The 22,295-nt window shown below is 52.3% G+C and carries 24 protein-coding genes; 9 read left to right on the top strand and 15 right to left on the bottom strand.

Annotated elements, in window-relative coordinates; all coding sequences use genetic code 11:
• Positions 1-260: 260 nt before the first annotated feature.
• Together NNO04_RS18240 and NNO04_RS18245 are read left to right on the top strand one after the other, a co-directional pair.
• Entirely contained in the window at positions 261-962 is a 702-nt protein-coding gene (locus tag NNO04_RS18240; protein WP_271445877.1) for a LuxR C-terminal-related transcriptional regulator, read from the top strand.
• Positions 963-1,033: 71 nt separating this feature from the next.
• Positions 1,034-1,348, top strand: a complete 315-nt coding sequence (locus tag NNO04_RS18245; RefSeq protein ID WP_271445878.1) for a hypothetical protein — start codon at positions 1,034-1,036, stop codon at positions 1,346-1,348.
• A gap of 31 nt (positions 1,349-1,379) precedes the next feature.
• Here NNO04_RS18245 and rcnR read toward each other — a convergent pair whose 3' ends face one another.
• Complete coding sequence (rcnR, locus tag NNO04_RS18250; RefSeq protein WP_162381386.1) at positions 1,380-1,652, bottom strand: Ni(II)/Co(II)-binding transcriptional repressor RcnR; 273 nt, start codon at positions 1,650-1,652, stop codon at positions 1,380-1,382.
• 119 nt (positions 1,653-1,771) lie between these two features.
• Here rcnR and NNO04_RS18255 point away from each other — a divergent pair, with 119 nt between their 5' ends.
• Entirely contained in the window at positions 1,772-2,674 is a 903-nt protein-coding gene (locus NNO04_RS18255) for a nickel/cobalt efflux protein RcnA (protein ID WP_271445879.1), read from the top strand.
• Positions 2,675-2,730: 56 nt separating this feature from the next.
• On the opposite strand, the gene NNO04_RS18260 is transcribed toward NNO04_RS18255, so the two are convergent.
• The 7 genes from NNO04_RS18260 to NNO04_RS18290 all read right to left on the bottom strand — a co-directional run bounded on the left by NNO04_RS18260 (position 2,731) and on the right by NNO04_RS18290 (position 11,231).
• Positions 2,731-4,113 (bottom strand): amidohydrolase family protein, encoded by a 1,383-nt coding sequence (locus NNO04_RS18260; RefSeq protein ID WP_271445880.1) that lies wholly within the window; start codon positions 4,111-4,113, stop codon positions 2,731-2,733.
• A gap of 12 nt (positions 4,114-4,125) precedes the next feature.
• Entirely contained in the window at positions 4,126-5,076 is a 951-nt protein-coding gene (locus NNO04_RS18265) for a carbamate kinase family protein (protein WP_271445881.1), read from the bottom strand.
• Between the two features lie 24 nt (positions 5,077-5,100).
• The gene (locus tag NNO04_RS18270) at positions 5,101-6,651 is read right to left on the bottom strand and encodes a xanthine permease (protein ID WP_271445882.1); all 1,551 of its coding nucleotides are present in this window, start codon (positions 6,649-6,651) and stop codon (positions 5,101-5,103) included.
• 116 nt (positions 6,652-6,767) lie between these two features.
• Positions 6,768-8,186: a DUF1116 domain-containing protein gene (locus NNO04_RS18275; RefSeq protein WP_271445883.1), complete on the bottom strand. Its 1,419-nt coding sequence runs from the start codon at positions 8,184-8,186 to the stop codon at positions 6,768-6,770.
• On the bottom strand, positions 8,186-9,733 hold the full coding sequence (gene fdrA / locus NNO04_RS18280; RefSeq protein ID WP_271445884.1) for an acyl-CoA synthetase FdrA: 1,548 nt from the start codon (positions 9,731-9,733) through the stop codon (positions 8,186-8,188). Before fdrA ends, NNO04_RS18275 begins: the two co-directional genes overlap by 1 nt.
• A complete protein-coding gene (locus tag NNO04_RS18285; RefSeq protein WP_271445885.1) occupies positions 9,711-10,544 on the bottom strand; it encodes a DUF2877 domain-containing protein in 834 nt (277 codons plus the stop codon). The genes fdrA and NNO04_RS18285 overlap by 23 nt, the downstream gene beginning before the upstream one ends.
• 81 nt (positions 10,545-10,625) lie before the next feature.
• On the bottom strand, positions 10,626-11,231 hold the full coding sequence (locus NNO04_RS18290; protein WP_271445886.1) for an ankyrin repeat domain-containing protein: 606 nt from the start codon (positions 11,229-11,231) through the stop codon (positions 10,626-10,628).
• A 392-nt stretch (positions 11,232-11,623) separates the two neighbouring features.
• Between NNO04_RS18290 and NNO04_RS18295 the strand changes: the two genes are divergently transcribed.
• Entirely contained in the window at positions 11,624-12,553 is a 930-nt protein-coding gene (locus tag NNO04_RS18295) for a LysR substrate-binding domain-containing protein (RefSeq protein ID WP_271445887.1), read from the top strand.
• Between the two features lie 91 nt (positions 12,554-12,644).
• Here NNO04_RS18295 and NNO04_RS18300 read toward each other — a convergent pair whose 3' ends face one another.
• Positions 12,645-12,917: a GNAT family N-acetyltransferase gene (locus tag NNO04_RS18300; protein ID WP_271445888.1), complete on the bottom strand. Its 273-nt coding sequence runs from the start codon at positions 12,915-12,917 to the stop codon at positions 12,645-12,647.
• Between the two features lie 11 nt (positions 12,918-12,928).
• Positions 12,929-13,159, bottom strand: a complete 231-nt coding sequence (gene yjdI / locus NNO04_RS18305; protein ID WP_271445889.1) for a 4Fe-4S mono-cluster protein YjdI — start codon at positions 13,157-13,159, stop codon at positions 12,929-12,931.
• A gap of 154 nt (positions 13,160-13,313) precedes the next feature.
• Here yjdI and NNO04_RS18310 point away from each other — a divergent pair, with 154 nt between their 5' ends.
• The 4 genes from NNO04_RS18310 to arsA (NNO04_RS18325) all read left to right on the top strand — a co-directional run bounded on the left by NNO04_RS18310 (position 13,314) and on the right by arsA (NNO04_RS18325) (position 16,534).
• Positions 13,314-13,508 (top strand): hypothetical protein, encoded by a 195-nt coding sequence (locus NNO04_RS18310; RefSeq protein ID WP_271445890.1) that lies wholly within the window; start codon positions 13,314-13,316, stop codon positions 13,506-13,508.
• Positions 13,509-13,803: 295 nt separating this feature from the next.
• Positions 13,804-14,319, top strand: coding sequence for a sigma-70 family RNA polymerase sigma factor (locus NNO04_RS18315; RefSeq protein WP_442870745.1), 516 nt, complete (start codon positions 13,804-13,806; stop codon positions 14,317-14,319).
• 74 nt (positions 14,320-14,393) lie between these two features.
• The gene (locus NNO04_RS18320; RefSeq protein ID WP_271445892.1) at positions 14,394-14,756 is read left to right on the top strand and encodes an arsenic metallochaperone ArsD family protein; all 363 of its coding nucleotides are present in this window, start codon (positions 14,394-14,396) and stop codon (positions 14,754-14,756) included.
• A gap of 20 nt (positions 14,757-14,776) precedes the next feature.
• A complete protein-coding gene (gene arsA, locus NNO04_RS18325; protein WP_271445893.1) occupies positions 14,777-16,534 on the top strand; it encodes an arsenical pump-driving ATPase in 1,758 nt (585 codons plus the stop codon).
• 29 nt (positions 16,535-16,563) lie between these two features.
• Here arsA (NNO04_RS18325) and arsC read toward each other — a convergent pair whose 3' ends face one another.
• The 5 genes from arsC to arsR are packed head-to-tail and all read right to left on the bottom strand — an operon-like array spanning position 16,564 to position 20,868.
• Positions 16,564-16,989: a glutaredoxin-dependent arsenate reductase gene (gene arsC / locus NNO04_RS18330; RefSeq protein ID WP_271445894.1), complete on the bottom strand. Its 426-nt coding sequence runs from the start codon at positions 16,987-16,989 to the stop codon at positions 16,564-16,566.
• A gap of 12 nt (positions 16,990-17,001) precedes the next feature.
• Entirely contained in the window at positions 17,002-18,291 is a 1,290-nt protein-coding gene (gene arsB / locus NNO04_RS18335; protein WP_271445895.1) for an arsenite efflux transporter membrane subunit ArsB, read from the bottom strand.
• A 46-nt stretch (positions 18,292-18,337) separates the two neighbouring features.
• Positions 18,338-20,089: an arsenite efflux transporter ATPase subunit ArsA gene (arsA, locus tag NNO04_RS18340; RefSeq protein ID WP_271445896.1), complete on the bottom strand. Its 1,752-nt coding sequence runs from the start codon at positions 20,087-20,089 to the stop codon at positions 18,338-18,340.
• Positions 20,090-20,106: 17 nt separating this feature from the next.
• Positions 20,107-20,469, bottom strand: coding sequence for an arsenite efflux transporter metallochaperone ArsD (arsD, locus tag NNO04_RS18345; RefSeq protein WP_271445897.1), 363 nt, complete (start codon positions 20,467-20,469; stop codon positions 20,107-20,109).
• A 45-nt stretch (positions 20,470-20,514) separates the two neighbouring features.
• Positions 20,515-20,868, bottom strand: a complete 354-nt coding sequence (arsR, locus tag NNO04_RS18350) for an As(III)-sensing metalloregulatory transcriptional repressor ArsR (protein ID WP_271445898.1) — start codon at positions 20,866-20,868, stop codon at positions 20,515-20,517.
• Positions 20,869-21,263: 395 nt separating this feature from the next.
• Here arsR and NNO04_RS18355 point away from each other — a divergent pair, with 395 nt between their 5' ends.
• Complete coding sequence (locus NNO04_RS18355; protein WP_271445899.1) at positions 21,264-22,097, top strand: sugar phosphate isomerase/epimerase family protein; 834 nt, start codon at positions 21,264-21,266, stop codon at positions 22,095-22,097.
• Positions 22,098-22,295: the final 198 nt, after the last annotated feature.

A 22,295-nucleotide genomic window follows, 5' to 3' on the forward strand; every position in this document is an offset into this window, starting at 1 on the left:
AAATATTCCTGGTACCCTTTATAAAAATCCTGGACGGCGGATACGTGCACTTTGAGCATGAGACTCTCTCTCGCCTGGATGTGCAAACATTAACGAGCATTCAATTATTTTTTGAAACATCAAAAAATAAGGTCAGTAAGAAAAGTAGTAATTTTTGACATTTTAACGTTTTCACGAGAGTAACAAGGTATGTCGTGGTGTATTGACAGATTTAAAAACGGATGAAATTATGAAATTGTCTACGGATAGGGAGGTTCCTTATGGGGCTGAATATTAAATTAAAAAGCATTACATGCAGCAGTTGTTCTTTACGTTGTAATATCATGCCCGAGAAATCACCTCGATTACAGTACTGCGCCAATGCGTGTTTTTGCATGTGGCCAGAGCAAAGCATTTATTTTAATCGTGGAATCATGGATGGCATTTTAAATAATAATCACAACGCCAGATTAAGTGGTTATATTTTTGTGGATTTTTCAATTAGCTACCTTCGGCTGTTTCTAAATACGGAATGGCTCGAGTATCTCGCCAGTACGGGAATGGGGATAATTCTGGTCAGCGATCGAAATATGCAGTCGTTAGCAAACTATTGGCGGAAAAACTATACTGCTGTGTCGGCTGTCATCTACCATGACGACGGACTGGAGATCGCCAACGAAAAAATACGGCAAGTGTTCATTGGACGCTACCTGTCTTTTTCGAAAGGCAATACGCTCACGCAGATGGAATTTACCATTATGGGAAATATGGTGTCAGGGCAAAACCCACATCAAATAGCTCAAACATTAAATACGGATATACGCAGCGTGTATGCTTATAAGCAACGAATCGAAAAAAGAATGGGAGGTAAAATAAATACGCTATTTATCCATTCGCTTCCTATTGCAAAGGGAAAATCGCCCTTTCCGATGGTAAAGAAAGAATTTGATAGTTCGCTAAATGACTGGCAAAGGCATCGGTAATATCACCAGGGAGTGGGTTTCAGGATCGGAAGCCCGTAACCACTATGTTTTGGACACGCAGGGACATCCAGATGGGATACTACGAAGAAGAGACGCGAGCATTAAACGCTATATTGTTATTGATTTTTACCATGCAGACGGACAAGGCGTTTGCCGAACTGGAGCAGTCACTGCATCAACTGGCTTTCCCTCCCGCTGTACGACATTTATGTGAAAACGCACTGCAAAATCATATCGCCGCTCAGAGCGTACTACTGGCGCAACCCTCTGCTCAGCAAGAGGTACAAGCCGTCTCTTGCCTGTTACTGGCACTGGAGTCGATCAGCGGTTTTAAACATATTGAACGCTATATTACGCAGCGGAACCAAATATCCGTTTGTTGTTAATGATTCCGCTATAGTCGGGTGGCGCCCCCGACTATTTGATATAGGAATCCAGCACTTTCAAGATCACATCCAGATCTTCTTCGCGCTTTATTTCATCGCCCTGATGCACAATATGTTCGGTCAGATGGCCCTTGATCACTTCCCGCATAAGTCCGTTCACCGCACCACGTATCGCCGCTATCTGTTGTAAAACCGCCGCACACTCATGCGGTTCATCCAGCATTTTTTTTAAGGCGACCACCTGCCCCTGAATTTTGCTGGTACGCGCTTTAAGCTTTTGTTTGTCGCGGATCGTATGTGACATAGCAATATCCCAGTTGCATCAATCATGGCTAACTATACCTTGCAGATCTACTGGGGGGTAGTATTTGGTACTGGGGGGGAGTAGAATCAGCCGAAACAAAACAACTAAGAATCATTCTCATGGGTGAATTTTCTACGCTACTTCAGCAAGGCAACGCCTGGTTTTTTATTCCCAGCGCGATTTTGTTAGGCATATTGCATGGGCTTGAGCCTGGGCACTCCAAGACGATGATGGCGGCATTTATCATCGCCATTAAAGGCACCATCAAACAGGCGGTAATGCTGGGGCTTGCAGCCACACTCTCGCATACCGCAGTGGTGTGGCTTATCGCGCTTGGCGGCATGTATATCAGTCGGGCTTTTACCGCAGAATCGGTTGAACCCTGGCTACAGTTTATTTCGGCGATCATCATTCTGGGAACCGCGACCTGGATGTTCTGGCGCACATGGCAAGGTGAGCGAAACTGGCTGGCAGAGACGCATGACCATCATGAGCATCACCATCACGATCATCATGATCATGAGCATGAACACCACCACCACGAGCATGACCATCATCATCAAGAGCATGAACACCACCACCATGAGCATGACCATCATGACCATGCGGGGCTGGAGGGGTTAACCACAGGTTCAAAAGCCTATCAGGACGCCCATGAGCTCGCGCATGCCAACGACATCCAGCGCCGCTTTCACGGCAGAGAGGTGACGAACGGGCAGATATTGTTATTTGGCCTGACCGGCGGGCTTATCCCCTGTCCTGCGGCCATCACCGTACTGCTGATTTGCATCCAGCTTAAAGCCTTCACCCTGGGAGCAACGATGGTACTCTGCTTCAGTGTGGGTCTTGCGCTCACGCTGGTGGCGGTGGGAGTAGGAGCGGCAATCAGTGTCCAGCAGGCGGCTAAACGCTGGAGCGGATTTAATACCCTCGCCAGAAAAGCCCCTTACTTTTCCAGCCTGTTAATTGGACTGGTCGGTCTCTATATGGGTATCCACGGCTATATGGGAATCGTCAGTTAAAGCATGGGTTGCGGGAGACACCCACCGTGGACCCAGGGACACGGTGGGTGCGCACATTAGCTGGCGACGCTCCCCCACACCAGCTTGCCTTTATGGAATGTCGCGGTACGCGGAGAGATCCGCGCTACCGCCTCGGCAGAACAAGAGGCGTCCACCAGCACAAAACTGGCTTCATCCTGCGCCTTCGGCCAGACGCGCTCACCTTTATCATTCAAGGGCAACACATCCCCTGTCGCCAGGAACAACGCTCGCGACAGATTTTGCTCATTAGGACGAATGTAGAGCTGGGCGTACAGATTCGCTTTCTCCAGCATGTCGCCCAGGCCATACGGCGACCAGTGATCGATAACGCTGTCCGTACCGGTGATCACCGTAACGCCTTTATCGCGCAACTGTTTGAGCGGCATATGCAATGTGCCAATCGGCACCGTTGAGGCAATAGTGATTTGCTGGGCGGCCATGCGGGTTGCCAGCGCATCGACCTGTTGCTCATTCAGAGTGGCGAGCGCAAAGGCGTGGCTGATGGTTAATTTCCCTTTGAGTTGCGGCGTTTTTTCCACCCGTTCAACCATATAATTCACCGCCGCAACGCCCGCCGGGCTGGTTTCGTGCAGATGAATATCGACGCCTTTGTCATAATCCAGCGCAATCTGGAACATAGTGTCGAGGGATTTTTCCATTGCGCCATCCACGCTGGTCGGGTCCAGCCCGCCGACGTAGTGCGCCCCTGCCTGCATTGCTTCGCGCATCAGCGGTTCTGACTTTGAAAGCAGCAAACCATGCTGCGGAAAAGCCACGATTTCACACGCAAAACCCGCTTTGCGGCGTGCCAGTACCGCCTGTAAATTTTCGAGATTTTTAAGCCCGGAAACCGGCTCAATGTTGCAGTGGCTGCGCGCCACTGAGGTCCCTTTTGACTGTAACAGGTCAATCAGCTTTTCTGCCCGTTCCTGGGTATAGGGCTGTAACTCAGGCAACAACTTTTGCTCAAGCTTGATCATATCCTGAATGGTGGTGCCAGCCGGGCGATTCAGCGATCGCCACGGCCCGCCGTAGAAGGTTTTATCCAGATGGATGTGCATGTCGCGCATCGCGGGCAGCATCAGCTTCCCGCCCGCATCGTAATGCGCCAGAGTCGCGTCCGGATGGCTTTTATTGGCGCGCAGCGCAACAATTTTACCGTCCTGAATCTCAACGGTTTGCAGCTCGGTACGGGTATGTACCGCTACCTCATTCTCATAATCGAAGCCTGCTTCCAGCAGAACGTTATCCAGGTAGTAATGTGTGTCGTTGAGAGTCATAGCGCCTTTCGCGTCACCGGTTGTTCCGACAGAATTGGCAGCATACGCGACCGGAGCCGCCGCGCCAAACAGTGCAGCGGCGGTGACCATTTTGCCGCTCTGACTGAGAAACTCACGGCGGCTTTTGTTTTCCTTCATCGCATCTTCCTTTTATGAATGGACGATATGGGTTCCCGTTTCGCCGCGCAGTGCAGCGGGCAGACATTCCGGCGTGGTAATGATCACCCGTTTTCCGCCATGCTGCAGAAACGCCAGGCTGGCGACAATTTTGGGCAACATGCTGCCGGGCGGAAAATGCCCTTCCTGCATGTAGCGGGTCATAGTGGGGATATCCACCCGCTCCAGCGCCTGCTGCTCAGGTTTGCCAAAGTGAATACAGACTTTCTCAACACCAGTGGTGATAACCAGAATATCGGCGCGGATCTCGCGGGCCAGCAACGCCGTGGAGAGATCTTTATCGATAACCGCATCCACGCTGTGATAATCGCCCTGCGGGCTTCGCACGACGGGTATCCCGCCGCCACCCGCGCCAATGACCACAAAACCTTGTTGGGTCAGCGTTTTAATGGCATCCGCTTCGACAATCCGTTTCGGCTCCGGCGAGGCGACAACCCGACGATAGCCGCGACCGGAATCCTCCACAAAACGCCACCCCGGATTCACCCGTTGCAGTTCATCGCGCTGGGTGGCGTTAAAAAACGCCCCGATGGGCTTGGTGGGATGGGCAAAACCGGGATCATTTTTGTCCACCTCCACCTGCGTCACGACGGTCACCGCTTTCTGTTCCCCGCGACGCGCCAGGCGGTTGTTCAACGCCTGCTGGATCAGATACCCGATACCGCCCTGAGTATCCGCCACGCAGTTCGCCAGCGGAGTTAACGGCAGTCCTTCGCGTTCATGGGCGATTTCCGCACGTCGCAGATCCAACCCTACCTGCGGCCCGTTACCGTGGGTCAGCACAATGTTGTAATCCGATGCCAGCATCTCCAGCACCGTATCCGCCACTGCTTTCACCGCCTCAGCCTGATGTTCAATCGACTGGCTGGCGTTATCTTTGATAATGCTGTTGCCGCCAATGGCAACGACCACAAGTTCTTTCATCGTGTATTCATCCCATCAACGCATTCAGGTGGTTTTCGTCGGTTCCTGCGCGGCATCTGCCACAGCTTCCCGACTGTCGAGAAAATGTTTCAGTACAAACACACCGCTCACCATCAGGTAGGCGAGGACAAACATCAGGGAAGCGCCTTCGGCAATCCCCACCATCGGTGAATGGATCACGCCAAACAGCGACAGCAGTGCGCCACAGGCGGCAGCCACCGAGCCACGTAACGGTTTATTGATAATCGCGAAGATGGCGATACACCCCCACAGCATACTGGCGAGCGGCGCACCGCTGCCAAGATGCACCAGTCCGTCGTAATAGACGCCTTTACTGTGCAACAGAGCGCTGCCCAGTTTCGCCGCCGACGTCCCTGCCGCCCCCATCACGCTGTTCACGATAGTCAGCGCCCAGTTCGCTATCCACGGGAACAGGCAGATGAAAATGACCGGAACCTCTATTTTTGGCGTTTCGCGCACCACCTGGTTGGCGGTCACCACACCGATAAAGACCAGAATCGGTACGATGGCGGTCATCGGAATAATGGCGAGCATAAATGCCCCCAGTCCAAACAGCGGGACGAGGAACATAGTGACACCCGACGCCAGGGTATAACCGATGCTGGCACCCATCGCTTTCCACCCGGCATGCCCCACGTAAACGGTAACCGGGAACGGGTTCCCCATCAGACAGCCGAGCATGGAAGAGAGCCCGTTCGCCAGCATCACTTTACGAGTGTTGTACTCATCGCCAGCGGCGTGTGCGCTTTCGATGTTCTCAAGGTCAAAAATGTAGTTCGCCAGCCCCAACGGCACCGCTGAAGCCAGATACGGCAGCGCATGCGGCAGACCTTGCAGGAAGCTGTCGACATGGACTTCCGGCGGGTTGAAACCAAAAGAAGACATCGACGCTTTAATCGCTTCCGGGCTTTGCAGACCCGAAATCCACGCCAGAGCCGTACCGGCAATCAGCAGCAACAGGCCAGTGGGAATACGGGCAAAGATCGGTTTTTTACCAAACCAGTTAATGAAGATCAGCAGCAAGACGATGAAAGAGACCGTTGGCGCTTCGAAGGCCTGTAGCATTGGGTTCATCGCCAGCAGCAATAAACCAAGGCCGGAGAGACAGGAGAGCAACACTGTGCGCGGGATCATCTTACGGATGGTTTCGCCGAGGAAGGAACCACCAGCCAGGATCAGTGCTTCAACAAAACACCAGACCAGGCCTATCTGAATGGCGAAGTCGGCATCTTTGGTTTGCTGGTAAACCGGCATCAGTACGAGGAAGGTCACGGTAAAGATCGACGGCGCGCTCGGTCCGGACGGCAGCGCCGTCACATCGGTACGCCCCGTCTGTTTCGCCATCTGCATGGCAAACCAGGCATAACAGATACTCGCCACCAGCACTGCCAGACCAAAAGCAGGCGCAATGCGGCCATACACGATCTCTTTAGGGATCCCCACGACAAAGATAAGTAGCCCCATCATCGTCAGCAGGTTAGTCAGATTGTTGGTCATTAGCCCGAAGTATGCGGCCCAGTCACCACGTTTCCATTCTAGTTTTAGTCTGTTCATGGAATATCCTTCACAGGTTAAGCATCATTTGCGATCCCGACGATCGCCCGGCCTGCAGGTGAACAACGTTGTTCGCTTCGCTACTGTGGGGCTAACGGCGTTAGCCCCTGTGATTGTTATTGGCAGTAGCGGTCACGCCAGCTCAGAATCGCCTTCTCAAAGCAGGCAAACGGCGGGTGGACAATGCCGGCGCCGATCATGCCGATCCCCGCATCTTTATGCGCAATAGCGGTATTGATCACAGGCAGAATGCCGGTACTGCCGACGCGCGTAATGTCGATAGCCGTAGGGATCCCCATAAAGCCCAGCAGGGGAATGGTGACGTTCGGGTTCTCGCCCAGCGTTATCTCTCTCATCTGACGGGAGAAATCGATGGCTTCCTCCACCGTTCCTCCCACCAGCGCCACGATGGCGGGCGCAGTTGCCATGGCAAAACCCCCGATGCCGTAGGTTTCCGTGATAGCACTATCGCCGATATCGCGCCCGGAGTCCTCTGGCTTATAACCAGCGAACATCGGGCCAATCACCTGCTGCGCCGGACCAGTGAACCAGTGTCCAGGCAAGCCACTGATGCGCAAACCAAACTCCACGCCATTACGCGCCATAGTGGTCACGACAGTGCTGTACTCTATGCCGTGAGCGGCATCCATCGCGGCCTTACACATCGCCATCCACGTCGGGCCGGAGAAGTAGTCGCTGCTGGCGACAAACTCAAACACTTCACGCTGCTGCGCCACCGGATAGCCGGTCTGAATAATCCACGGCGTCAACGCCTGAATCAGCAGCGCGGTGCCTGCGTTGTTGCGGTTATGACATTCGTCGCCCATATGCAACGCCTGCGCCAGCATCAGCCGCAGATCGATTTCACCCGCCATTTTCATGGCATCGCGCAACATCGGTCCCATCACATCGCGCATCCACACCAGACGGTCGATGACGCTCTGATCGTTCGCACCCATGCGCAGGATCTTCGCCATCTGTTCGCTCAGGTTGGTATAAGCGCGATTGCCGTAGGTTTTGTTCTCCACGATGTGCATAAACATTGAGGCAGAAGTGACCCCCGCCATCGACCCCACACAGTCATGCTCATGGCAGGGCGAGAAGGTAATTTCACCCGAGGCGGCAAGCTCTGCGGCCTGCTCCAGATCGCTCGCCAGACCTTCAAATACCAGCGCCCCCGTCACAGCGCCTTTCATCGCACCACACATTTTTTCCCAGCGGATCGGCGGTCCGGCGTGAAGAATGGTTTTGCGGGTCATTCCCGGCACAACGTTGATCGCCTGGTCATAGCCAATCAGTACCGGATGGGACTGAATAATGCGCTCCAGCGCCTGTTGGTTGGCGGCGGCAATTTTCTCCGCCAGCGGGGAATCTGCAATATTATCCAGCGCGCTGACAACCTGCATGTTGCCCTGACCCGGCGGCGTCCAGTCGAGTTGGGTGACCGGTACATGCTGTTTTTTCAGGTCGTCGCTGAACATGGCAATGCCGACGTTAATCACGTTGAGTGGCTGGTTAAACAGTGACTGGCTCATCAGGCTTCCTCCCCTTTGCAAACAAATTCACGCGCCAGCAATCCGGTATTGGTGCTGCTGCTCGCCCAGATAACGCCTGCGTCCGTCAGCATCTGGCACTGTTTTGCCAGCGACGGCATATCGAGATCGGTACCGAGCACATAGCCCAAGATTTCCAGCGGACGTCCTTCTGCGGCGGCGATCGCCTTTGCTTCTTTGATAGCATCGATCATGACGCCGACCGGATCCTCGTGCGATCCAAACCCGAGGACAAAATCCATCACGACAACGCCCACCTGTGGATCGCGTGCTTCCTGTAACAGTCGGCTGATGCGATTGGTGGGATCGATCATCGGGTGCGGCTTGCCGTTGGTAAAATCGTCATCGCCAAAATCGAGGAAGGTATGCGCCACGCTGCGGTTGAGATCGGCCAGACAGCGGCTCGGGTCCGGGTGGATATTGCTATACACCTCGTCATGTTTTTCCATTGCCGCGAACATGGCTTCGTCGCACAGCGTGCCGCCGCAAAACAGGCCGCGAATGTATTTTTGCTGCGGCGTCAGGCGGGCGCGCACCTCTTCGATCAGCGGCCAGTTGAGCGGGTGAAGATCCAGACTCTCTTTTTTCACCCCTGTCAGCAGCACGGCTTTCAGCGCCGCCTCTTTGGTTCCGCGTGCAAACTGCAGGCCGTTTTCGTCTGCGGGTGGCTCTTCACGACCGAGGAAACAGACCACCACCGGTTTCTGACAATGGCGCGCGCGTTCCAGCACTTTGCGGGCAACGGCAGGCGCGGGAGGTTTGGAGATCAGCGCGATAATTTCTGTTTGCGGGTCGGCTTCCAGCATTCCGATGGCGTCCAGCATCATCAGGCCGCCAATCTTTTCACTCAGATCGCGCCCACCGGTACCGATAAGTTGGGAAATCCCCCCGCCAAATTCATGGATGCGCACGCTCAGTTCCTGGCTACCGGTACCCGATGCGCCAACAATACCGATATTGCCGCGCCGCACGGCGTTGCCAAAGCACAGCGCCGTACCGTTGATGATGGCGGTACCGCAATCCGGCCCCATCATCAGGAGCCCTTTTTCATGCGCCAGTTGCTTGAGCGCCAGCTCATCCTCAATGGAGACGTTGTCGGAAAAGAGCATCACATTAAGGTTGTTTTTCAGTGCCTGACGGGCTTCGCGGGCCGCGAATAAACCGTTGACCGAGATCACCGCCAGGTTGCTGTCAGGTACGTGTGCCTTCGCGCTGGACAGGGTGGCGTAGCGCGATTCATGCTGTCCGCCCTGCTCTTTATGGGTGAATAACGCATCAATGGCGACCAGCGTTTGCTCGTTCGCCGCCTCGCTGACGCCTTTAATCACAATCATCAGATCGCCGCTTTTCGCCTCATTCAACTCTGGCGTCAGCAGACCGAGATTTTTCAGTACGCCTTTATTCATCTCTGTGGCCATCGCCACAAACGCCTGTTCCACGCCTTCCAGTTTATTGGCGCGCGTAGAAATGGACATCAACGAGACGGAATCAAAATACGTGTTCTTTTTAACAACTATCCTGATTGACATAATTCCCTCCAGACCAGTGGCTCAAAGCGCAGGCATCCGCCATGCCGTAAAGCATGTCGCAGCCAGAACTTGAACCGATATTTTTAATGTCGGTAATAATGTGGGTAGAAAAATTATCTGACTCGGTAATGATATTTTTCACCAGTCGCGTAATACTTTCCCGATACCGTCGATGAAAAGCCTCCTCCAGCGTTATTTTGCTGAATAGCGTGGTATTTTCCCCGGCGTATCGTAAGGCAGTTAAAAATGTTTCCTGATATTTTTCCAGCGGATGCCCGCGGATAAATAAAATAATACTCAAACCCACTAAATAATCATCGGATGAAGGCGTTAATCCGATTCCAAGACCGATTAGACGAGTTATCGCATCAGTCATATTTTGTTGCTGTTGCAGCGCAGAAAGTAAACATTGGCGGCGCTGCTGTAGTTCTTTGGCTAATTCGCGATAAAAGGGATTATCGCCAGAATACAGAAATAGAGTGTCGTCACATCCGAGATGCTGATACAGCGTCCCGGCCCAGCGTCGCCAGGGAATGGCGGCAAAACCGTCTGCGCTTATTGATGCTTCAGGCATCAACCAACGCTTGCAGGCAACGGTTTCAATCCATTTATCATCGCCTATTGCGATCCCTGACGCCGTAAAGCTGACCTGCTCGCCAGGACGAAACAGGTGATTGCAATGCGCCAGCGCCAGACGGCAGCTGTTGGGGGCATTGTCGCAGCGTTCGCTGAGGAGTGTCAGTAATCGCTGCTGTCCGGGGATGAACAGGTTTACCGCCCGGGAAAAAACCTGTTCAACCCGTCCCTCCATTCGCTGTGCGAGAAACGCGCTATCTGCCGTTAACGCCCTGACGCATTGCCGTAATGGCGATGCGATAATGGCATTCCTCCGTCAGGCGCCTGCGGCAATCAGCAGCCCGGCAATCTCGTGATACCCCTTCTCCTGCGCCAGTTCCAGCGGGGTTTTACCGTATTTGTCCGTCATGTGCGGGTTCGCACCGTGATCCAGCAGCAGCTTGACGATCTCCTGCTGTTTTTCGCCGCCATCATTGAGCACAATAGCTTCCAGCAGCGGCGTCCAGCCGACAAAATTGGTGTGATTAACGTTAATATTCGTTCGCGTGAGCAGTTCACGGACAATCTCGACGTGACCTTTTTCACTGGCGGGCGTTATTCCCACGCCACCAAAACGGCTCAGACGTTCCAGATCAGGGTTGGCAGGTAATACCGTACGCAGCAGTGTTAAATCGTTGGTCAGGCAACTGATGAGGAAAGGGTTAAAACAGGTTTGGTCCTGTTTATTAATATCCGCACCCGCTGCAATCAATAAAGACACACAATCGTAGTGTTTATTCAGACTGGCAATAATAATCGCGGTACGTCCCTGACGATTAGTGGCGTTAATATCTACATTATTTGCCAGACAGGATTTTAATCCTTCAGCATTGCCCTGCTCTGCTGCTAACAGAAATTCTGTGATGAGTTCGTTCTCAGACATATTCCCTCTCCTGTCGTTTTTAGATTTCTTGCAATTCCGATAACCTGAGAATAGCAATAGAGTGATGAGAAAAACATCCGCTTAAATTTCATTCATCGTAAGCGCGTCGATTGTTGAATTAAATTTCACAATAAAGACAGAATGTGCGGCAGTGCAATCTTTCTCTTATGGTTAGCCTTCTTTCTCACCCGGGTAGCAATGCGTGATCGCCCCGCGCCAGGCAGCACAGCGTGTGGCCTGTCACTAAAACTCAGAAGTGTGATTCTCTTCAAATCAAATGTAACTTTAGTGTTAAATACCGTTCAAAACTGATTGCCTGCCATAAGGATTACAAATACATTCAACAATCGCTGCATGGCAGACTACAGATACAGGGCGGGAGGGAAGAAAAGATGAATTCGATTTTTACCGAGGAGAATCTGCTGGCCTTCACGATGGCCGCCCGCTATAGCAGTTTTAGTAAGGCGGCCGAGGAGCTTGGCGTAACCACCTCAGCCATCAGTTACACCATTAAGCGGATGGAAATGGGACTTGATGTTGTGCTGTTTACCCGCAACACGCGCAGCATTGAACTCACTGAATCTGGCCGCTATTTCTTTCGCAAAGCGACCGATCTGTTGAACGACTTCCACGCCATTAAGCGCAGTATTGATACGATTGCCCAGGGCATCGAAGCGCGGGTACGCATTTGCATCAACCAGTTGCTATATACCCCAAAACATACCGCCCGACTGTTGCAGGTACTGAAAAAGCAGTTTCCGACCTGTCAGATAACAGTAACAACAGAGGTGTACAACGGCGTCTGGGATTCCATCATCAATAATCAGGTCAACATCGCGATTGGCGCGCCGGACACACTGCTTGACGGCGGTGGTATCGACTACACCGAAATCGGTGCCATCCGTTGGGCGTTTGCTATCGCCCCGGATCATCCGTTGGCCTTTATCCCGGAGCCCATTTCCGAGAGCCAACTGCGTTTGTACCCAAACATCATGGTCGAAGATACGGCGCACACGATTAATAAAAAAGTGGGCTGGCTGCTGCATGGTCAGGAGTCGATTCTGGTACCGGATTTCAATACCAAGTGTCAGTGCCAGATTCTGGGGGAAGGGATTGGCTTTTTGCCAGACTACATGGTGCGGGAAGCCATGGAAAAATCGTTGCTGGTAACGCGTCAGATCCACAACCCTCGTCAGGACTCACGTATGTTGCTGGCGACCCAGCATTCGGCAACAGGCCGTGTGACCCAGTGGATTAAAAAAGAGTTTGGCCCACAGGGGGTGCTGACGGAAATTTATCAGGATTTGTTGCATCAGGAGTGATAGGCCGGATGGCAGCTATGCCTTATCCGACCTACGGTTCGGCACAGCTGTTTGCCGGAAAAGCGAAGCGCCATCCGGCGGGAAATCACGCTCAGGCGCGGATATCGTCATATTCACGAGTGTTATCAAACTCGTGTTTCGCAAACGGGCAGAGCGGAATGACCTTGCGGTGTTCCTGGCGCATTTTTTCCACCACTTTTGCCACCAGTTTTTTACCTACTCCCTGCCCTTTCAGACTGGGATCGACATCGGTATGCTCAATGATGCTCAAATGCTCCCCGGTAGGTACGAATACAATCTCCGCAACCTGATTGCCTTCAGCATCGTTAACATAAAATTTGTTATGACCTTCGAGTATTTCCATTCGTCCCTCGCTTATTTCTGCCGATACTTCAGCGCCCCGCTCGGGCACGTATCAATCACTCTGACCACCGTGGCGACATCCACTTCATCGGGGATAATCCACGGTTTGCGTTTCAGGTTAAAAAGCTTCGCGCTGCCACGCACGCAGTTCCCCGAGTGCTGGCAAATCTCCGTATTGAAGTAGACATCTATTTTCTCACCGGTATAAGCCCGGTACCCCGCTTCCAGTAATTCTTTATCCACGACATTGCCTCTGTTGTTGTAATGGTGTCGAGACTAAGCATAGTCCTGTGCGCGTCTGGCGACCACGATACATTCACTGAAATGATATTTTTAAAAATGCCGGGACGCGCTACATGCTGTTGAAATTAATCGACTTCAAGAATGTAGACACACCGTGCTCGGCGAACGAGGTTATGACGGTTGGGTGAAGGGATATAAAGAATCTCAAGGACACAGTAATACGTTCGCCACCTGGTTCCGCTGGATAGCCATTGCGATGATCGCCGATGTATTATGGCCACAATGGCAAAACTGGCGTTTTCGTAAAACGATCGGTATTAGTTATTTTAAGCCAACAGTCAGAAAATAAACCGTATATAGCACGTTGTTATATTTTCACAACAACAAGCTATTACCCGACAGCAACGACATTGAATAAACCATAATGCAAGGCAGGATAATATCCTGAGGCCAGCCTATACATATTGGTATACGTTACGGTCACCCCTTGCACGATGTACAATGATGTCTGTTATTGTTCTATAAAAAGACAGGTATATAATGGCCTGTCTTTTTTCTATTTACTTTTCTTATTTTACCGAATCGCAAAAGCACTTTTACCACGGAGGTCTGACATGAGTAATACGAATGATTTCAATGCATGTATGACCCTTTTCTGGCAACAGCACAAACCCGAACTCTTTCGTTTTCTGGTATCAAAAACAGGAGATGAGGAGAAAGCCGCTGACCTGCTACAAGAGCTTTTTCTGCGTGCCCGCGCTCATTCCGATCATTTTTGTGAGATGGAGAATCCGCGTGCATGGTTGTATCGCGCGGCACGAAATCTGCTCATCGACGAACACCGCAGCGCCAGGGAGTTTGTCGAACTGGGAGAAGAGCCCCTGCTGTCTGATACACCTTCTGATGCCATTTCAATGCTGAATATCTGTCTACCAGAAACCCTGCAAGCATTGCCAGAAGATGAGCGATGGCTGATTGAAGAATCAGATCTGAACCGGCGCCCGCAACAGCAACTGGCAGAAGAACTTGGCATCTCACTGACCGCGTTTAAATCACGTTTGCTGCGGGCCAGAAAACACCTGAGAGAAGTGATGACCGCACTCTGCCAGATTGAGGCAGATGACACATCTCCCGTCTGCTGCCACAAAAAAATGATGTAACCACGCATCTTTTTCCCACCACCTTCGTTTACCTCAGTGTAAAAGCAAATGACTAACACTGAGGTGAACAACACATGGCAAAAATCGAGATCTTTGAAGCAACTGGTTGCTGTGCCACCCGCAGCGTCGTGGTGAGCGACGAGGCGGTTAAATGGAACGCCAGCGCAGAATGGGCGAAGAAAAATGGCGTTGATATTCAGCGCTACAGCCTCGCGAAGAATCCGCAACAGTTCCTGAATACGCCCATTATCAAAGAATTTCTAAACACGTCAGGGATGGAGTCTCTGCCGGTCACTTTGCTCGACGGCAAGCTGGTGATGGCAGGCAAACTGCCGACTCGTGAAGATATCGCCCGATGGGCCGGTATTCCGCTGACTCAGGACTGGAGTGAAGACAATGCAGAGCCACGCTGCTGCACTATTCCACGTATGCCTTAATTCCAGAGGAGAAAAAACTGATGAATATGCCATTTTTAAAATCGATTCCCCCGTTTATTTTCTTCACCGGGAAAGGTGGTGTCGGTAAAACATCTCTGGCCTGCGCCACTGCGGTATGGCTGGCCGACCAGGGTAAGAAAACGCTACTGGTCAGTACCGATCCGGCGTCAAATGTCGGTCAGGTCTTTAGCCAGAGCATCGGCCACCGAATAACGGACATTGCCAGCGTAGACAATCTTGCCGCGATGGAAGTTGACCCGATGGCTGCCGCGCAGGCTTACCGCGATAGAGTGCTTGATCCGGTTCGTAACATGTTGCCCGCCGACGTAGTTAGCAGTATTGAGGAACAGCTTTCGGGTTCCTGTACGACGGAAATCGCGGCATTTGATGAGTTTACCGGTCTGTTAACCAACCATGAGCTGCGGGAGAAATATGACCATATCGTCTTTGATACTGCGCCAACCGGGCATACGATCCGCATGCTTGAGCTGCCGGGAGCGTGGAGCGGCTATCTGGAAGCAAATCCCGATGCCGCAACTAATCTTGGACCACTGGTCGGACTAGAGAAACAGCAACACCAATACGCAGATGCGGTTAAAGCGTTATCTGATGCCACGCTTACGCGTCTGGTACTGGTCGCACGCGCCCAGACTTCAACGCTGAAAGAGGTTTCCCATACGCACGATGAGCTGTCTGCTATCGGTTTGCAGCATCAACACCTTGCCATCAATGGCGTGCTGCCTCCTTTTGCGGGTGAAAACGATCGACTGACGCAAAGTATCCTGGCGCGGGAAGAGAGAGCGCTACGGGCAATGCCGGAGAATCTGGCGAGCCTCCCCCGTTCGCAGCTGTATCTGAAACCCTTTAATCTGGTTGGTCTGGAAGCCCTGCGGGAGCTATTCACAGAGAGTAATGCCCCACTGCCGATCCCCACGACAACGCTGAACACTCTGGATTTACCGAGACTTGCGTCGCTGGTGGATGAACTCAGCCTTACAGGTAAAGGGCTGGTCATGACAATGGGTAAAGGCGGAGTGGGCAAAACGACTGTTGCAGCATCGGTGGCGGTGTCGCTGGCTAAACGCGGTCATAAAGTCCATCTGACCACATCCGATCCGGCAGCACATCTGTCTTATACGCTGGATGGCTCGCTGCCAAATCTTCAAGTCAGTCGTATAGACCCGAAAGTAGAGACTGAGCGGTATCGTCGCTTTGTATTGGAAAATCAGGGGAAGGGCCTTGATGCTGAAGGACTGGCGGTGCTGGAAGAAGATCTCCGCTCGCCATGTACTGAAGAGATCGCCGTTTTCCAGGCCTTCTCGCGGGTCATCAAAGAGGCCGATGACCATTTTGTCATTATGGATACCGCACCGACAGGCCACACACTACTGCTACTGGATGCAACAGGAGCGTATCACCGTGAAATGGTGCGTCAGATGGGAAAAACACATGACCATATCATCACGCCCATGATGCAGTTGCAGGATCCGGAGAAGACGAAGGTGATTATAGTAACGCTGGCTGAAACAACGCCCGTGCTGGAGGCGGCAAATCTGCAGGTCGATTTGCGTCGGGCCGGGATCGAACCGTGGGCATGGGTTGTGAATAACAGCCTGGCAGCCGCTAAGCCGTCTTCACCTTTCCTGAAGACCAGGGCGAACCGCGAGTTGCCACTTATCTCTGATGTGGAAGAGCAGTATGCAAAACGTATTGCACTAACAGCGCTACAGAACGAAGAACCTGTTGGTATTGATCTGCTGGTAGAGATGGCGAAGTAGTAAAAAGGGGGCAAACACCCCCTTCATCTTTATTTCACTCGTTTACCTGTTTCATCAACAACTTTCTCGCCATCTTCCTTGGCAAAAGCCGCTTTCTGCGCATCTGGAAGGATATCCAGCACCACTTCAGACGGGCGGCACAGGCGGGTACCCAGCGGGGTCACCACAATCGGGCGGTTAATCAGAATGGGATGCTGCAGCATAAAATCGATGAGCTGATCGTCAGTAAATTTATCTTCCGCGAGCCCCAGTTCCTCATAAGGTTCAACGTTTTTGCGCAGCAATGCTCGTACTGCAATCCCCATATCGGCAATGAGTTTGACCAGTTCATCGCGTGAAGGTGGGGTCTCAAGGTAGAGAATCACGGTCGGTTCAGTACCGCTGTTACGGATCATCTCCAGCGTATTGCGCGAGGTGCCGCAGGCCGGGTTGTGATAGATGGTGATGTTGCTCATATCAGTATCTCATTACAAAGTGACAGAGAGACGTAGCGCCAGCGCAGCCAGCGTTACAAACAGCACAGGCAGGGTCATGATAATCCCGGTACGGAAGTAGTATCCCCACGTGATTGTCATATTCTTCTGTGAAAGTACGTGCAGCCAGAGCAGTGTCGCCAGGCTACCAATAGGGGTGATTTTCGGCCCCAGATCGCAGCCAATGACGTTGGCATAAATCATCGCTTCTTTGATAACACCGGTCGCGGTACTGCCATCAATCGACAATGCCCCTACCAATACGGTAGGCATATTGTTCATGATAGAAGAGAGGAATGCGGTCAGGAATCCGGTGCCAAATGTCGCAGCCCACAGTCCTTTATCCGCCAGTACGTTCAGCACGTCAGAGAGATAATCCGTCAGACCGGCGTTGCGCAGCCCATAGACCACCAGATACATCCCCAGCGAGAAGATCACAATCTGCCAGGGCGCGCCGTGCAGCACTTTACCGGTATTAATCGCATGACCTTTTTTAGCCACCGCAAACAGGATCGCCGCCCCCACTGCTGCAATCGCGCTCACAGGAATACCGAGTGGCTCGAGGACAAAAAAACCGACTAACAGAAGGATTAAGACTATCCAGCCGGTTCTGAACGTCGCTGGATCTTTAATGGCTTTTGCCGGTTCTTTCAGCCGCGCCAGATCATAAGTGGGCGGGATATCCTTGCGGAAAAACAGATGCAGCATCACCAGCGTGGCGACAATGGCGGCAATATCCACCGGCACCATCACTGAGGCATACTCCGTGAATCCCAGTTTGAAGAAATCAGCCGAAACGATATTGACCAGATTCGACACGATAAGCGGCAGACTGGCTGTGTCGGCAATAAACCCTGCCGCCATCACGAATGCCAGGGTGGTGCTTTTACTGAACCCCAGCGCCAGCAGCATGGCGATAACGATAGGCGTCAGAATCAGCGCCGCGCCATCGTTGGCGAACAACGCCGCCACCGCCGCACCGAGCAGAACAATCCAGGTAAACAGCAAGCGCCCCCGGCCATTTCCCCAGCGAGAAACGTGCAGCGCCGCCCATTCAAAAAAACCGGACTCATCCAGCAACAGACTGATGATAATGACGGCGATAAATGTTGCCGTCGCGTTCCAGACGATATTCCACACCACCGGAATATCAGCAATGTGTATCACACCCGACGCCAGAGCCAGTACGGCACCCAGCGTGGCGCTCCAGCCAATCCCTAATCCTTTCGGCTGCCAGATAACCAATACGATGGTCAGGATAAAAATGGCTCCTGCCAGTAACATAAAACCTCCTGACAGGGCAGCAACGCCACCCTGTCTACGTAAAAAATTAACCCGCGAGTTGTTTGAGTTTGTCGATGCCGGTCGGTTCTGACGCCAGTACGGGAACCAGAGCGACACGGCTGGCGTGCTGGCGTTTAACACTCTCGATCTGCGGACGTTCTTGTTGTGCTCGCAAGCAAAGCAGTGGCGAACGGGTATCCGCAATGGAAAGGCTGTTATTGATAATCCAGCCCCAGGGATGAATCCCTGCGCGTTCAAGGTCGGCCTGCAAATTTGCCGCCTCAAGCACGGGCGTGGTTTCCGGCAGTGTGACAAGCAACACTTTGGTGCGTTCTGGATCCTGAAGCTGCATCATCGGCGTGGTGAAATGGCCTTTTTCTCCCATTTTCTTCGCAATCTCGCGGTGGTATGCCCCAGTGGCATCCAGCAGCAACAGCGTGTGTCCGGTCGGTGCCGTATCCATCACCACGAAACGTTTACCCGCTTCACGAATCACCCGAGAAAAGGCCTGGAAAACGGCAATTTCCTCGGTGCAGGGTGAGCGTAAGTCCTCTTCCAGCAGGCATTTTCCCGCTTCGTCCAGTTCTTTTCCCTTCGTCTCAAGAACATGCTGCCGATAGCGTTCCGTTTCCTCGTGAGGATCGATCCTGCTGACCTGCAGATTGTTGAGGCTGCCGTTGAGGGTTGTGCTGAGATGCGCTGCAGGATCAGATGTTGTCAGATGGACATCAAATCCCATGTCGGCCAGTCTGACGGCGATGGCCGCAGCCATCGTGGTTTTCCCCACGCCACCTTTACCCATCAACATGATCAGGCCATGTTCATTACGAGCAAGATCATCGACCAACGCAGAAAGTGACGGAATGTCAGGGCGCTGTTGAAGGTATTCTTCAGAGGATGACGCCGCTACAGGCTGAGTGGAGAGAAGCCCGCTGAGTGCAGACACGCCGACCATATTGACCGGCTGGAGGAATAACGTGTCAGTTGGCAGACCGGAAAGATCAGCGGGAAGATTGGCCAGTGCCTCCTGTTCACGCTCCCATATTGCCGCAGCCAGTGTATCGTTTACCGCTTCAGTTTTGGGCAGAACGCCATTAATGACCAGGTACTGATTTTTAAGGCCGATGGCGGCAAGTTCCAGATGAGTCCGGGCGACTTCCTGCAACGTGGATTTTTGCAGTCGGGCAACTAAAACCAGTCGGGTACGCGCTGGATCAGATAACGCCTCAACGGCATGGGCATACTGTTCACGCTGTTTTTCCAGACCGGCCATCGGGCCGAGGCAGGACGCGCCCTCGGGATTGCTGTCAATAAAGCTACTCCAGGCGCCTGGCAACTGGAGAAGGCGAATGGTATGGCCGGTCGGCGCGGTATCAAAAATGATATGGTCAAACCGGGTCAGCAGAGAGGCATCTGTCAGCAATCCTGTAAACTCATCAAAAGCCGCAATCTCTGTTGTGCAGGCCCCCGACAGTTGTTCGTTGATGCTGGAAACAACGTCATCAGGCAGAAGGCCTTTAATAGGGTCAACGATTCTGGCGCGGTACTGTTGGGCAGCGGCCTGAGGATCAATCTCAAGAGCCGACAATCCTGGAACAGAGGCTATTGCCTGAATGGTATTGCCAATCGTCTGGCCAAACACCTGACCAACGTTAGAGGCCGGATCGGTACTGACAAGCAGCACCCGTTTGCCCTGCTCCGCCAGACGGATCGCCGTGGCACAGGAAATTGAGGTTTTGCCCACTCCCCCCTTACCGGTAAAAAACAGGTAGGGAGGAATATTCTGTAAGAATTTCATATGCCCTCCTGGCATTTTCAACAACAGGACGTATTACCACCACAGCAACCTGAAGGCGCTAATCCCACTTTCTCCAGTGGTATACCAAACCAGCGAGCCAGTTCAGCGCGTTTTGGGTAACGCCCGGCCATCACCGTTTCGCCATCCAGCAACAGCAGTGGAAGCCCTTCAGCCCCGGAAGCCTCAAGAAATGCTTTTGCCTTCTCGTTCTGAACGAAACTCATCGGCTGTTGCGCCAGGTTGTAACGTTCTATCTGAACACCACGTCCTTTCAGCCATTGCACATCCGCAGAAAAATCGACCAACACCTGATCGACATCTGTACCGCAGACGCCGGTGCTGCAACACATCGCCGGGTCAAATACCGTTAACGTTTTCATTTAATACCTCACATTCGAAAAATCATATATGTATAGGCAAATTTTTTAGATACAAACCGCTTTACCGCTACCAGAACAGTTGGCGGATGCCAGCTTACGGGCGATAGCCTGAACGTCGTCCTGTTGGCTTAACCAGGCCTGCTCTATAACCTGAGCAGCCCACGCCGGAATATGTGGAGATAAACGGTAATGAACCCATTTCCCCTGCTTACGATCCAGAAGAATCCCGCTTTCTCGCAGCATCGCCAGATGGCGGGAGATCTTAGGCTGTGACTGATCCAACGCCGTGCACAAATCGCACACGCACAATTCACCCATCTCTCTGAGCAGTAAAACGATGCCCAGACGCGTTTCATCGGAGAGAGTTTTGAAGAGTTGTAGGGAAGTCAGAGACATCATTCCTCCTGTTCAATGTAAAGACAGGATACTCTGCTCAAAAATAAAATCAAACACACATTCATAAAAACAGATATGAAAACAAGCATTCCTCCCTAAGTTCAGATGTGTGGCATAACGCTTACTTTGTGTATCAAGCTGACCCGAGCTTTCCTTCCTGTGCTTTCAGCTCAGTTTATGGTCAACGTACTGGCAGCCTTCATGAGCAAAGACTGCATGGGCATCTCTCTTTAGCCATCTTTAATGACTCTGAAGTGTCCTGGCTATTCAGCGATGAAAACGGCTGATACCATTACCACAGCATCAACATATCAGTATCCCCCCTTATTCATCTGTGGATATAGACGCTAACGACATCACTGTCTGGCATTTTTCCATGGGACTTTAACGGAGTCGTAATGCGTAAATTGAACATTGGTGCCCGGGGACATGACCTCAGTGGGCAGACCCCGGCAGAAATGGTGGCCTCTTCCCGTGAACTGGGCATTGATGGTCTGCAGCTGGCAATCCACAAAAGCTGGGAAGAGGCATACAAAGCTCGCGATATTGAGACGATTGTCGGCAATATTAAGCAGATTCAGGACGCAGGGATATCGGTGTTCCTGCTCGCCAGTTACTTCAACCCGGTCCATTCGAACACCTCATTTTTGGCCAGTGAGATAGAGCGCGCGCGGTTCAATATCGACATGGGTCTGCGCTGCGGTATCGGGCTTATCGGTAGCGAAACGGGCTCTCTGAATGACGATGCCTGGACATGGCATCCGGATAACCACTCGGAACCCGCCTTTCAACAGGTATTGGCCAGTTTCCAGCAGTTACAGCCCAATCTGGAACGTGCGCAATGTCGTTTCCTGGTTGAGCCTGTATACGATCATGTCATTTATGATGCCGACAGCCTGATGCGCCTGAATACTCAACTCGGCGAACACTTCTGCGTGACCTTCGATATTGCCAATTTGCTCAATGCTGACAATGCGGCGTCATGGGAGTCCATCGTCGAAGATTTCCTTAACCAGCACGGACCACGCATTCGTCTGTTCCACTTTAAAAATTTCGTCCTCGAAGGGGAGCAAAAAATCCCGGTTCGTCTGAATGAGGGCATTATTGATTATGTGAAAGTGCTGACGATGCTTGCAAGCCGCGGACTCACTCAGGTCCCAATCATCGTTGAAGAGTTGCAGGGAGAAGCGCTGAGCGACAGCGTATCTTATTTGCGTCAACTACAGTTTTGACCAGGCGGTCTGCCGTGACGTAGTGGCTTCAGGAACAGAATCGAGTGTCCTGGGTGTTGATAGCCATAAACAATACTCGATTCCCTGGAAGGAGCAGTTGCCGTTGTATTCTGGTGTTCCAGGAAGATGGAGTCCATCCGCACGTTAAACAGGGGGCAGCAGCACTTGTTGCCCTCTGTCCACAAGGGGACGAGATGA

Origin of the sequence: Citrobacter sp. Awk 4 (assembly GCF_028069725.1) — a bacterium.
Taxonomy (GTDB): domain Bacteria; phylum Pseudomonadota; class Gammaproteobacteria; order Enterobacterales; family Enterobacteriaceae; genus Citrobacter_D.